The following is a 12,873-nucleotide window of genomic DNA, read 5'->3' on the forward strand; positions in this document are numbered from 1 at the left end:
GCCGGCGTGGCCGAGGCGACCGGGGCCGCCGCGCACGCGGCGGCGAAGCCGGAACGCGAGGCGGCGCCCGCGACGCCGGCACCGGCGGAAGCCAGGGAGCCGCAGCGCCTGCTGCGCACGACGATGGACGTGCGCTGGCGCGATCTCGACGCCTTCAACCACGTCAACAATTCCAACTACCTCACCTATCTGGAAGAGGCGCGGCTGCGCTGGATGATGCAGCTGCCCGGCGAGTGGCTCGACGACCACATCGCGCCGCTGATGGCCGGCTGCAACGTCAACTACAAGCGGCCGATCGAGTGGCCGGAGGAACTGGTGGTGGAACTCTTCGTCGAGCGGATCGGCACCACCAGCATCACCATCGGCCACCGCATCCTGTCGGCGAAGGACGCCACCGTGGTCTACGCCGACGGCAACGTGACCATGGTCTGGGTCGACCGCCGCAGCGGCCGCCCGGCGCCCCTGCCGGAGGCGGTGCGCCAGGCCTGCGGCGCGTGAGCGGCACGCGGACCTGAACGGAACGCCGCCGGCGCGCACGGCGGCTCGACCCGATCCGCGCCCTCCGGGCGTTTCCATGCGCCACGTCCATCGCACCGGAACATCGCCCATGCCCAGCCCGAACCGCACCGTCCTCGCCACCGCGCTCGTCGCCGCCCTCGCCGCCTGCAGCGGCGGGCCGGCGACACCCGAGGCGCGCACTCCGGGAGCCGCCGCCATGCCCGACCGCATCTCGTCCGCCCCGCGCAGCGACGCCGGGGCCACCCGCCTGACCGTCTACAGCGGCGACTTCGACGCCGTGAGCAACAGCTATCCCGGCAACGGCATGCCCGGCCTGGCCCTGGTCTCGCAGACGATCCGGCGCGAGGTCGGCCAGGGCGACGGCGAGATCACCGTCGGCGGCCTGCCGCGCGCGCTGGATGCCGGCGGCGTGCGACTGACGCCCGCCGACACGGGCGTGACGGTGCGCGGTCAGCGCTACGAGTTCGCCCTCGCCGGCCAGGACGAACTCCTGCAGCGCTCGATCGGGCGGCCGATCGAGGTCGCCTACAGCACCGGCGGCGCGCGCCAGACCGAGCGCGGCGTGCTGCTGGCGGCGGGCAGTGGCCTCACCCTGCGCCTGGACGACGGTCGCATCCGCGTGCTCAGCGCCTTCGACAGCTTCGACCTGACCGACCTGCCCGGCGGGCTCAATGCCGAGCCCACGCTGCGCTGGCAGGTCGCGGCCACGGATGCGGGCGAGCACGTGTTCCAGCTCGACTACCCCACCGGCGGCCTGGCCTGGCGCGCCGAGTACCACATCGGCCTCGAACAGGACGGGGCCGCCTGCCGCATGCGCTTCTCCGGAAGTGCGCAGGTCGCCAACCGCTCCGGTGCCGGGTTCGAGGCGGCACAGCTGACCCTGGTCGCGGGCGATCCGAACACGGCGAGCAAGATCCAGCCGCGGCAGGAGCGGGCGATGATGATGAGCGCGCCCGCGGCACCCGCCGCGCAGGCCGACATGGCGCCGACACCGCGCGACAGCGGCGAGTACCACGCCTACACCCTGCCCAGCCCGGCCGACGTGCCGGACGGCAGCGTGCAGCAGGTGCCGCTGCTGGAGGCCGCCGATGCCGTCGCCTGCCAACGGGTCTACGAGACGCGCAACGGGATCACCGGCTATGTGCCGCCGCGCCCGCTGGTGCGCCGCGAGATCGGTCCGGCGCAAACCGAGGCGGCCGTCACCGCCAGCCTGCACTTCACCAACGACGAGGCCAGCGGCCTCGGCATGCCGCTGCCGGCCGGGCGCGCACGGATGTTCGACGGCGACGACTACCTCGGCGAAGCCATGCTCGCGCACACGCCGGCCGGCCGCGAGGTGGAACTCGCGATCGGCAACGTGTTCGACCTGTCCGCGCAGCGCACGCGCGAGGACTTCCAGCTCGACGCCGGCGGCCGCACCCTGACCGAGCGCTACGCGATCACCCTGCACAACGCCAAGTCCGCGCCGGCGACGGTGCGCGTGGTCGAGGGCCTGCCGCGCTGGAGCGAATGGGAAATCGTCGACGCCGGCGGCGGCGACTGGCAGCCGGAGGACGCGCAGAGCGTCGCGACCGAGGTCGAGGTTCCGGCGGGCGGCGAGGCCACGGTGCGCTACACCGTGCGCTATCGCTGGGCCGCGGACATGCGTACGCAGTGAGCGGCGCGCCACGGACGCCGGGCTAGACTCGGCGTCCCGTTCCCGATCCGGCGCTTCACGATGATCGACGTCAGCACGCACGACGGCATCCATACCCTCCGCCTGGCCCGGCCTCCCGCCAACGCGCTCGACCCTGCGCTGCTGCGGGCGCTGATCGACGCGGTCGAGGCCGCGCCACGCGACGGTGCGCGCGGCATCGTGCTCGCCGGCGGGCGCGGCATCTTCTCGGCGGGCCTCGACGTGCCGCACCTGCTGACCCTCGACCGCGCCGGCATGCACGGCGCATGGAGCGCCTTCTTCGGCGCAGCCCGCGCGCTGGCGCGCTGCCCGGTGCCGGTGGTCGCGGCGATCGGCGGCCACTGCCCGGCCGGCGGCTGCGTGCTCGCGCTGTGCTGCGACTACCGGGTCATGGCGCTGGCCGACGCGGGCGCCTCCCCGTACCGCATCGGCCTCAACGAGGTGCAGGTCGGCGTGCCGGTGCCGGACGCGGTCCAGCACCTGATGCGCCGCACCGTGGGCCCGCGCCAGGCCGAGAAACTGCTCGTCATCGGGGCGATGCCCGATACCGGCGCCGCGCTGGCGCTGGGCCTGGTCGACGAGGCGGTGCCGATGGACGAGGTGGAGCCGCGCGCGCAGGCCTGGCTGCAGGCGCTGTCCGCGCTGCCGCAGCACGCGGTGCGCGCCACGCGCGAGGTCGCGCGTGCGGACCTGGTCGCGACCATGACCGACCCGGTCGGCACCGCGGTCGAGCCGTTCGTGGACGTGTGGTTCGCGGAGCCGACCCAGGCCGCACTGCAGGCGATGGTGGCGCGGCTGCGCCGCTGATCAGTCGGCGCGGACCACCGGGCGCCGCGGATCCTCGATCCAGCCGCTCCACGACCCCGGATACAGCCGCGCACCGTCGAGACCGGCATGCGCCATCGCCAGCAGCGTGTGGCAGGCGGTCACGCCCGACCCGCACATGGCGACGACCTCTTCCGGCGCGCGCCCGGCGAGCAGCGCCGCGAACTCCCGTGCGAGCTGCGCCGGTTGCTTCATCCGCCCGTCCGCGTCGAGGTTGTCGGTGTAGGGGCGGTTGACCGCGCCGGGCACGTGGCCGGCGACGGGGTCGATGGGTTCCGCGCGTCCGGCGAAGCGCGGCGCGGCCCGGGCATCCAGCAGCCAGCCCGGCGGCTCGCCCAGGCGCGCGAGCAGCTCCTGCGCATCGACGCGCATCGCGACGTCCGCATGCGGCGCGGGCGCCGCGGCGGCCGCAACCGGGGCGGGCTCGCCGCGCTCGACCGGCAGGCCCAGCGCCAGCCAGCGGCGGAAACCGCCGTCCAGCACCCGCACCCCGCGCCGGCCCAGCCAGCGCAGCAGCCACCATGCGCGTGCCGCGGCCATCGCGCCGTCGGCGGCGTCGTAGACGACCACCTCGCTGCCGGCATCGATGCCCCAGGCCGCGAGCCGCGCGGCCAGGTCGCGCGGCTCCGGCAGCGGGTGCCGCCCGGCGCCCGGCGCATGCGCCCCGGACAGATCGCGTTCGAGATGCGCATGGCGTGCGCCGGGGATGCGCGCCTCCCGCCACAGCCGCTCTCCGGCCCCGGAATCGGCGAGATCGAAGCGGCAGTCCAGCACGACCAGGCCGGCGGCGCCCAGCCGCCCGGCCAGCGTCTCCGCATCGATCATCACGTCATTCGCCATCGGAGCGCCCCTCCAGGCGCGTGCGCAGGTTGACCAGCATGGCGGCGGTCGCGCCCCAGATCCGGTACGGCCCCCAGTTGAACTCGATCAGGTGGCGCCGGCGCCCGCGCCATTCGGCCGCCACCGCGCGGGCGTTGGCCGCGTCGAGCAGGAAGCCGAGCGGGACCTCGAACAGCTCGTCGACCTCGTTCGGATCGATGCGCGCGACGTGATCGGTCGCCACCCGCGCCACCACCGGCCAGACATGGAAGCCGGTGACGGTCACGAACGGGTCGAGATAGCCGAGCGGGGCGATGTCGCGCGGGACCAGCCCGATCTCCTCGCCCGCCTCGCGCACGGCGGCGGCGACCGGATCGGCGTCGTCGCTCTCGATCCGGCCGCCGGGAAAGCTGATCTGCCCGCCGTGGTGGCGCAATGCCGCGTGGCGCACGGTCAGCAGCACGCGCACCCCCTCGGGCCGCGGGACCAGGCCGACCAGCACCGCCGCCGGCATGCGGGTGTCGCAGTCGGCCAGCAGGTCGGCGATCTCGGCCTGGTTCCAGGCCGCATGGCTGGGCGCCCGCGCCAGCGGGTACAGCGCGGCGCGCAGCCGCGACCAGTTTTCGCCGAGCAGGTCGACGTCGGAGCGGACGCTCACCGCCGGCCCTTCCCGCGCATCAACAAAAAACCGCGCCGGATCGCTCCGGCGCGGTCGGGACGTGTCCGGCATGCGCGACGCGCGCGTCGGGCCGTCGCACCATCGGCTTACTTCGCGCTGACCAGCTTGATGTCCATGGTCACCGCCTGGTTCGGACCGACCGGCGACTGCGGACCCGCGCCGTAGGCCTGGTCCGGCGGCAGCACCACTTCCCAGCGCGCGCCCGGCGACATCATCGGCAGGACCTCGCGCAGGCCCTGCAGCGGCGCCTCGCTGACCTTCAGCGTGATCGGCTGGTTCTGCGCGTAGGTGCTCAGGAACTCCTGACCGCTGGCGGCCAGCGAGCCGCGCAGGTGGACCTGCACCTCGCTGTTGGCGGTCGGCTTGGTGCCGCTGCCGGCCTCGAGCTCCTTGTACTGGATGCCGCTGGCGGTGGTCTTGACGCCGGCCTTGGCGCGGTTGGAGGCGAGGAACTGGTCCGACTTGGTCTTGTTCTCGGTCGCGACCTTGGTGAAGGCGGCGCGCGCGCGCTCCATCATGCGGCGCTGCATGCCCTCGAGCTGCTGGGCCATCTGCTGCGGCTGCACGGTCGGGTCCTTCTTCGCGAACCCGTCCTGCACCGCCTGGACCACCTGCGCGACGTCGACCTGCTCACCGCTCTCGGCAAGGCTGCGGCCGAGGTCGTAGCCGATCGCGTAGCTGAGCGCGTTGCGGTCGATCGCCACCGGCGCCGCCTGCTGCGGGGCGGCCTGGGCGGGCTGCTGCGTCTGAGCCATGGCGGTGCCGCCGAGGACGAGTGCCGCAACCGACGCGGCCATCAAGCGCAACTTCATTAACAACCTCCAGAGGAAGGAATTCCCGTTCGGGGGATTTCGGATCAGACTGTGGGGCCTGCCCTGCAGCCGACGGATTAGCATAGCGGTGGCGTCCGGGGACCGCCACTGCGGTCTTGCCATGGACCCGCCGCCGCGCCACAAGTTCCCCGGCAGCGCGACGAGGAGTACCGCCGGACCGTCCGGCACCACCGCGATGTCCGTCCCGATCCATGTCCATGCCGATGGGCCGCTGCTGCGCCTGACCCTGGCGCGGCGCGAGGCCCTGAGCGTCGATGTCCAAGTGCTCGCCGCGCTGGACGAGGCGCTGGCGCGGGCGGCGGGCGACGCGTCGGTCCGGGTGATCGAATTCCGCGGCGAGGGCGGCAGCCTCGCCGCCGGCGTCGACCTCCTGCACGCGGCGCGCGGTTCCACCCTGGAGGCGCGTCGCTTCGCCCGCCTCGGGCAGGACCTGGCCCGGCGCATCGAGACCCTCGGCAAGCCGGTCGTGGCCGTCCTCGACGACGACGTCCTCGGCGCCGGCCTGGAACTGGCGCTGGCCTGCCCGCTGCGGATCGCCAGCGAGCGCTGCCGGCTCGGGTTGCCCGACATCGCGCTGGGCGTGCTGCCCGGCTTCGGCGGCATCCAGCGCCTGGCGCGGCTGCTCGGCCGGGCCGCGGCGCTGGAGCTGTGCCTGGTCGCCGACCACGTCGACGCCACGCGCGCGCATGCGCTGGGCCTGCTGCAGCAGGTCGTCCCCGTAGGGCAGCTCGACGCTGCGGCGGCCGCGCTCGGCGCGCGCCTGGCGCGCATCCCCGACCATGCGGTGCGCGCAGTGCTGGCGGTGGCGCTTGGCGACGCGGAGCCGGACGAAGTCGGCCTGCACCGCGAGCGCGACCTCTTCGCCGTCGCCCTGCGCACCCCGGCGGTGCGCAGCCGGACGGCCGCACTGCTCGACCCCGACGCACCGCTGCTGCAGGAGCAATGGCAGTGAACGGGGTTCCGCCGCCCTGGCTCGCGCGCGAGGTCGGCGCGGCGCTGGCGCGGGCCGCGCCCTGCATCGCGTGCGGCGCCTGCGATCGCGAGGCGCCGCCTGGCCTTTCGCCACAGCGCATGCACCGCCTGGTGCTCGACGGTCGTCTGCCCGAGGCCGAAGCGCTCGGCCTCGCGCAGTGGCGGCCGATGCCCGCCTGCGACGCGGTCTGCCCGAGCCGGATCCCGCTGTCCGGGGTGCTGGAGGACGCCCGTCGCGAGCAGGCGCGGCGTCAGGAAGCGCGGGCGCGCTTCGAGGCCCGGCGCATCCGGCTCGCGCGCATCGCGGCCGAGGAGGCCGAACGCCGGCGCGCGGCGCAGGCCCGGGCCGGCGGGGACGCGGTCGCCGCGGCCATCGCCCGCGCCCGGGCGCGCCGCGACGCCTGAGCCGCGACCGGAGCCGGCGGGTTTGGCACCATGAGCGGCCGTCGCAGGCGCGACGGGCCATCTTCCGGAGAGGATTTCCGCATGCGCCGCTTCGCCGTCGTCACCACCTGCCACGCCGCCGGCTATGCCCAGTACGGACGGCAGATGCTCGAGACCTTCGAGCGGCACTGGCCGTCCGCGGTGACGCTGCACCTCTATACCGAAGGCTTCGCCTGCGACGTGCCGAGCCCGCGCATCGTGTCCCGCGACCTGCACGCGTCCTCGCCGGAGCTGGTCGCGTTCAAGGCCCGCCACCGCGACGACGTCGAGGCGAACGGTCACGTCCGCCCGCCGGTGGCCTGGCGGCTGTTCGGCCGCCGCGTCGAGCTGCCGCTCCGCCGGCGCCGCCGCCACGACTACCGCTTCGACGCCGTCCGCTTCGCCCACAAGAGCTTCGCCATCCTGCACGCCGCGCAGGCGCTGCGGGACGAGGTCGACGTGCTGCTGTGGATCGACGCCGATACCCGCTTCTTCGCCGACGTCGACGCGGCGCGGCTGGAGAGCTTCGTTCCCGCCGACCGCTTCGTCGGCTGCCTGCGGCGGGCGATGATGCACACCGAGTGCGGCTTCGTGGCCTACAACCTGGCGCATCCGGCCAGCGCCGGCTTCCTCGCCGATTTCGGCGACATGTACCTGCACGACCGCTTCCGCGCCGAACGCGAGTGGCACGACTCCTGGCTGTTCGACGTCGCCCGCGAGCGCGCCGAGGCCCGCGGCGCACGCTCCTACGACATCGCCGAGGGCACCGGGGCGACGGCCAGCCACGTGCTGGTCAACTGCCAGCTCGGCGAGTTCATGGACCACATGAAGGGCGACCGCAAGCGCGCCGGTCGCAGCGACGCCCGCGACCTGGTGGTCCGGCGCGGGGAGTCCTACTGGTCCGGTACGCGGTGACGCACCGTCGCCATCGGGCATCATCCGCGCCCCGCGCCGCCGTCCCGCCCCGCCGATGAAGCCCGCCGACCGCACCGAACTCTTCCAGCGCCTGGCCGAGCTCAACCCGAAACCGACCACCGAGCTGGAGTATTCCACCCCGTTCGAGCTGCTCGTGGCCGTGATCCTCTCCGCCCAGGCCACCGATGTCGGCGTGAACAAGGCCACCCGGCGACTGTTCCCGGTGGCCTCGACGCCGCAGGCCATCCTCGACCTGGGCGAGGAGGGGCTCAAGCGCCACATCTCGACCATCGGCCTGTTCAACGCCAAGGCCAGGAACGTGATCGCGACCTGCCGGATCCTCGTCGAGCGCCATGGCGGCGAGGTCCCGCGCACGCGCGAGGCGCTGGAGGCCCTGCCCGGCGTCGGCCGCAAGACCGCCAACGTGGTACTCAACACCGCCTTCGGCGAGCCCACCATCGCGGTCGACACCCACATCTTCCGCGTCGCCAACCGCACCGGCCTGGCGCCGGGCAAGGACGTGCGCGCGGTCGAGGACAGGCTGCTCAAGGTGGTCCCGCGCCCCTTCCTGCAGGACGCCCACCACTGGCTGATCCTGCACGGCCGCTACGTGTGCAAGGCGCGCCGGCCGGAATGCCCGGCCTGCGTCATCCGCGATCTGTGCGCCTTCCGTCACAAGACGGCCGCCACGCCGACATGAGGCGGGGCTAGGGCCGGCGCCGGTCCCGGCCGGACGCGTGTGGGCGTCCGTCACCTGTCACAAACGCACAGGCTGCCTGTCACAAATCCTCCGTAGAAAGCTCGTCCCGGGGGAGGCAACGACACCGCATCGATCGCCACGTCTCGGACCTGGTGTCTCCCCCGCGTTCTTCATCCCACACGCCGGAGACCTCAGGATGTCCACCCAGAACACGCTCAAGACGCTGCTGATGACGTTCGGCGCCGTTGCCGCGCTGACCGCCTGCGGCGGCGGTGCCGACGACGTCGCGTCGCCGGGCGAAGGCAGCTATCCGCCTCCGCCGACCACCACCCCGACCCCGCCGCCGCCGACCACGCCGACCCCGCCCCCGCCGAGCGGCGGTGCCGCCGAGGCGTGTCCCGAGGGCTTCGACGATCTCGGCACCTTCGCCGACGACTCGCTGCGCAGCTGCCTGCTGCCGACCCGCGTCGTCGGCGAGCTGACGGTTCCCTACGTCGAGGGCGTGGCCTACTACATCCGCGGCCGCACCGACGTCGGCCAGGACCAGGGTGGCGACGCCACGACCCCGATCGAGGGCACCGAGTCCGGCACGCTCACCATCGAACCGGGCGTCACCCTCTACGGCGCATCGGGCTCGGACTTCCTGGTCGTCAACCGCGGTTCGCAACTGGTGGCCGACGGCGAGGCCGACGCGCCGATCGTCTTCACCAGCCGCCAGAACCTGCTCGGCACCGCCGGGGAGGACTCGATCGGCCAGTGGGGCGGCCTGGTCATCCTCGGCCGCGCGCCCATCAACACCTGCCCGGACGGCGTGACCTACGGCTCGGCCAGCTGCGAGACGCAGGTCGAGGGCACCAACGCCTTCTACGGCGGCAACGCCGAGGACGACAGCAGCGGCACCCTGCGCTACATGCGCGTGCAGTACTCCGGCTTCGCCGTCTCCGCCGACAACGAGCTGCAGAACATCACCCTCGCCGGCGTCGGCGCCGGCACCACCATCGAGTACGTGCAGGTCCACAACAGCTCCGACGACGGCATCGAGTTCTTCGGCGGCACGGTCAACGCCAGCCACATGGTCTTCACCGGCAACGACGACGACTCCATCGACACCGACAGCGGCTGGAACGGGGCCATGCAGTACGGCATCGTCATCCAGCGCGCCAACGGCGGCGACCGCATGAACGAGATGTCCAGCGCCAGCGGCCGCACCCCGGCGTCGAACCCGAAGATCGCCAACTTCACCTACGTCGGCAACACCACCGGCGGCGCCGGCATCGTGCTGAACTCCGGCACCGACAGCGAGTTCTACAACGTCGTGGTGACCCGTCCGGACGGTGGTACCGGTGCGGCCGCGGCCTGCCTGGACGTCGACGACGCCACCACCATGGGCACCTTCGAGTCGGTGTTCTTCTCCTGCCCGACCGCGTACGACGACGACGCCGACGGCGTCGCCCAGGCCCTGTTCGAGGCCGGCAGCAACAACGTCGCCGACGGCACCTCGACGCTGTCCGACACCTTCGTCAACGGCGCCAACGAGAACGGCGTGACTCCGTATGCGGACCTGGAGTCGGTGAGCGACTTCTTCGAGAACCCGGGCTACATCGGCGCGGTGCAGAACGCCGGCGACACCTGGTGGCAGGGCTGGACCTGCGGCCTGGACGCCGACACCTCCTGCTGATGCGTCATGCGGACGACGGGGCCCCTCCGGGCCCCGTCGTCTCGCCCGTTCTCCCACCCGCCACGCATCCAGGTCCGACCATGTCCAAGCTCTCCCCGCGCGGCCACGTCCGCACCACCCTCTCCCTCGCCATCTCCGCGCTGCTCCTGCCGCAGCTCGCCCTCGCGCAGGCGATCCCGCCGCTGCGCCAGGCCACCACGCGCCAGGATCCGCCGACCACCGTGGGCGCGACCCAGGAAGCGCCGACCCAGCGCGCCGCCCAGCTCGACGCGGTGCAGGTGCTCGGCGAATACATCCCGGAGCCGATGCTCGAGACGCCTGAGATCGCGTCCTTCATCAGCGCGGAGGACTTCCAGCGCACCGGCGACAGCAACGCGGCGACCGCGCTCACCCGCGTAACCGGCCTGAGCCTGGTTCGCGGCAAGTACGTCTACGTGCGCGGCCTCGGCGAGCGCTACTCCTCGGCGCTGCTCAACGGCTCGCCGTTGCCGAGCCCGGAGCCGCTGCAGCGCGTGGTGCCGCTGGACCTGTTCCCCTCGAGCGTGCTCGACAGCGTCACCGTGCAGAAGACCTACTCGGCGCGCTACCCGGGCGAGTTCGGCGGCGGCGTGATCGACCTCAAGACCATCGCCGTCCCGCAGGAGCCCTTCCTGACGATCTCGATCTCCGGCGGCGGCAACTCCGAGACCACCAACGAGCGCGGCCTGACCTACATGGGCGGCGGCGACTCCGACTACACCGGCTACGACGACGGCACCCGCGACATTCCGCGCGAGCTGCGCGAGGCCATGGACACCGGCGAACGCATCGGCCCCGGCGCCTTCAGCGACGCCGAGCTGGCCCGCATCGGCGCCAGCCTGGTCAACGCACCGCTCAACCTGATGCAGCAGACCGACCACATCGACCCGGACTTCGGCGCCAACGTCACCGGCGGCCGCTACTTCGAGCCGGAGTGGGGCTCGATCGGCGTCATCGCCTCCGCCGGCTACGACAGCGAGTGGCAGACCCGCAACGGCACCCAGCAGGACGACCCGATCGTCGAGGACGGCACGATCCGCGCGCGGACCGACTACGACCTCAACGCCACCCAGCACAACGGCACCGTCAACGGCCTGCTCGGCATCGGCGCCGAGTGGGGCGGCAACACCGTCAACCTGACCAATTTCTACGTCCACGACACGGTCAAGGAAGCGCGCAGCCGCGCCGGCTACAGCGAATCGACCGGTGCCGAGGTGCGCGACGACTACACCGAGTGGTTCGAACGCGAGCTGTTCGACACCCAGCTCACCGGCAGCCATGCCATCGGCGGCGCGCTCACCGTCGACTGGCGCGGCTCCTACGCGCGCAGCTCGCGCGAGGCGCCCTACGAGAAAGGCATCCGCTACCGTCTGGTCGACGGCCGCTACCTCCACGACGCCTCGCAGGAGCAGAACTACACCCGCTTCAGCGAAGTCGACGACGAGATGAAGAGCGCCGGCATCGACTTCAGCTATGCGATCCCGAACCCGGGCCGCGAGGACACCACCATCGGCTTCGGCTACGCCTGGCTGGACAACGAGCGCAGCGCCTGGCAGCGCGAGTTCCGCTTCCTCGCGGTGGACGGCGCGCTCGACCTGCTCGAGCAGATGCAGCGCATCGACTACCTGTTCTCCGACTACAACCTCTACAACGGCCTGCTCGAGTTTCGCGAGACCACCGGCAGCCAGGGCGCGGCGGCCTACGACGCGGAGCTGAAGACCGACGCGTTGTACGCGCAGGTCGACGCCGAATGGATCCCGCTGGTGCGCACCTCGCTCGGCCTGCGCTACGAGAAGGGCGAGCAGTCGGTGACCCCGCAGGACCTGTTCGGCGACGCGGTGCTGCAGACCGCCGACCCGATCAGGGAGGACTACTTCCTGCCAACGGCGACCCTGACCTGGAACTTCGCCACCGACCAGCAGCTGCGCATCGGCGCCTCCAAGACCATCGGCCGCCCGCAGTTCCGCGAGCTGGCGCCGCAGCAGTACCAGGACATCGACACCGACCGCCTGTTCATCGGCAACCCCTACCTGGTCGACACTGAGATCCTGAACTTCGACGCCCGCTACGAGTGGTACTTCGGCACCAACCAGTTCTTCACCGCCGGGCTGTTCTACAAGCAGCTCGACAAGCCGATCGAATCCGCCGTCAACGAGTCCGGCTCGATCGTGCAGCAGACCTTCATCAACGCGCCCGAGGCCGACCTCTACGGCGCAGAGTTCGAGGTCAGGAAGTACGTCGACGTGCCCTTCGGCGGCTACCTGGACGGCGCCCAGTTCTTCGTCGGTGCCAACTACACCTACACCGACTCGCAGCTCAACGTCGACGAGGACGACGAGATCTATCCGCTCGCGAGCCAGGGCGCGCCGCGCGCGGCCACCGAGTACTTCAGCGACGGCGAACAGCTGCAGGGCCAGTCCAAGCACCTGGCCAACCTGCAGTTCGGCATCGAGGACGGCGCCCGCGGCACGCAGGCGACCTTCCTGGTGACCCACGTCGGCGAGCGCATCGCCGCCCGCGGCCGCCCAGGCCAGCCCGACATCGTCTCCGATCCCGGTACCACGCTCGATTTCGTGCTGCGCCAGAACCTCGGCTGGTGGGGTCAGAACCTCACCGTCGGCTTCGAGGCCCGCAACATCCTCGGCGAGGACTTCGAGGAGTACCAGGAAGCCGGCGGCGGTCGCGTCGACCTCAACCGCTACGACCTCGGTACGTCGTTCGAGCTCAGCCTCACCGCGAAGTTCTGATCGCATCACCCGCGGCGGGGCCGGTCCGGCTCCGCCGCAACGCTTGACGTCCCGCACGGGACGGATTCGA

At 72.4% G+C, this 12,873-nt stretch carries 12 protein-coding genes; 9 read left to right on the top strand and 3 right to left on the bottom strand.

Annotated elements, in window-relative coordinates; translation table 11 throughout:
• The first annotated feature begins 6 nt into the window (after positions 1–6).
• The 3 genes from KB893_RS18480 to KB893_RS17400 all read left to right on the top strand — a co-directional run bounded on the left by KB893_RS18480 (position 7) and on the right by KB893_RS17400 (position 3,001).
• The gene (locus KB893_RS18480) at positions 7–498 is read left to right on the top strand and encodes an acyl-CoA thioesterase (RefSeq protein WP_338027001.1); all 492 of its coding nucleotides are present in this window, start codon (positions 7–9) and stop codon (positions 496–498) included.
• A gap of 109 nt (positions 499–607) precedes the next feature.
• On the top strand, positions 608–2,176 hold the full coding sequence (locus KB893_RS17395) for a DUF4139 domain-containing protein (protein WP_213173940.1): 1,569 nt from the start codon (positions 608–610) through the stop codon (positions 2,174–2,176).
• A 60-nt stretch (positions 2,177–2,236) separates the two neighbouring features.
• Positions 2,237–3,001, top strand: a complete 765-nt coding sequence (locus tag KB893_RS17400; protein ID WP_211928038.1) for an enoyl-CoA hydratase/isomerase family protein — start codon at positions 2,237–2,239, stop codon at positions 2,999–3,001.
• On the opposite strand, the gene KB893_RS17405 is transcribed toward KB893_RS17400, so the two are convergent.
• The 3 genes from KB893_RS17405 to KB893_RS17415 all read right to left on the bottom strand — a co-directional run bounded on the left by KB893_RS17405 (position 3,002) and on the right by KB893_RS17415 (position 5,329).
• Complete coding sequence (locus tag KB893_RS17405) at positions 3,002–3,859, bottom strand: sulfurtransferase (protein WP_211928037.1); 858 nt, start codon at positions 3,857–3,859, stop codon at positions 3,002–3,004.
• Positions 3,849–4,496: an NUDIX hydrolase gene (locus KB893_RS17410; RefSeq protein ID WP_211928040.1), complete on the bottom strand. Its 648-nt coding sequence runs from the start codon at positions 4,494–4,496 to the stop codon at positions 3,849–3,851. The genes KB893_RS17405 and KB893_RS17410 overlap by 11 nt, the downstream gene beginning before the upstream one ends.
• Before the next feature lie 107 nt (positions 4,497–4,603).
• Entirely contained in the window at positions 4,604–5,329 is a 726-nt protein-coding gene (locus KB893_RS17415; RefSeq protein ID WP_213173942.1) for an FKBP-type peptidyl-prolyl cis-trans isomerase N-terminal domain-containing protein, read from the bottom strand.
• 196 nt (positions 5,330–5,525) lie between these two features.
• Here KB893_RS17415 and KB893_RS17420 point away from each other — a divergent pair, with 196 nt between their 5' ends.
• The 6 genes from KB893_RS17420 (at position 5,526) to KB893_RS17445 (ending at position 12,803) form a co-directional block, all read left to right on the top strand.
• Positions 5,526–6,302 carry an enoyl-CoA hydratase/isomerase family protein gene (locus tag KB893_RS17420; RefSeq protein WP_211927388.1) on the top strand — a complete coding sequence of 259 codons (777 nt, stop codon included), beginning with the start codon at positions 5,526–5,528 and terminating at the stop codon, positions 6,300–6,302.
• Positions 6,299–6,727 carry a hypothetical protein gene (locus KB893_RS17425; RefSeq protein ID WP_213173943.1) on the top strand — a complete coding sequence of 143 codons (429 nt, stop codon included), beginning with the start codon at positions 6,299–6,301 and terminating at the stop codon, positions 6,725–6,727. Before KB893_RS17420 ends, KB893_RS17425 begins: the two co-directional genes overlap by 4 nt.
• A gap of 81 nt (positions 6,728–6,808) precedes the next feature.
• Entirely contained in the window at positions 6,809–7,660 is an 852-nt protein-coding gene (locus tag KB893_RS17430; RefSeq protein WP_211927389.1) for a hypothetical protein, read from the top strand.
• A gap of 55 nt (positions 7,661–7,715) precedes the next feature.
• Positions 7,716–8,360 (top strand): endonuclease III, encoded by a 645-nt coding sequence (gene nth, locus KB893_RS17435; protein ID WP_211927390.1) that lies wholly within the window; start codon positions 7,716–7,718, stop codon positions 8,358–8,360.
• 196 nt (positions 8,361–8,556) lie between these two features.
• Positions 8,557–10,038 carry a hypothetical protein gene (locus KB893_RS17440; RefSeq protein ID WP_211927391.1) on the top strand — a complete coding sequence of 494 codons (1,482 nt, stop codon included), beginning with the start codon at positions 8,557–8,559 and terminating at the stop codon, positions 10,036–10,038.
• Between the two features lie 80 nt (positions 10,039–10,118).
• The gene (locus tag KB893_RS17445; protein WP_211927392.1) at positions 10,119–12,803 is read left to right on the top strand and encodes a TonB-dependent receptor domain-containing protein; all 2,685 of its coding nucleotides are present in this window, start codon (positions 10,119–10,121) and stop codon (positions 12,801–12,803) included.
• The last annotated feature ends 70 nt before the right edge of the window (positions 12,804–12,873 follow it).

The sequence above is a fragment of the Coralloluteibacterium stylophorae genome, from assembly GCF_018122625.2.
Taxonomy (GTDB): domain Bacteria; phylum Pseudomonadota; class Gammaproteobacteria; order Xanthomonadales; family Xanthomonadaceae; genus Coralloluteibacterium; species Coralloluteibacterium stylophorae.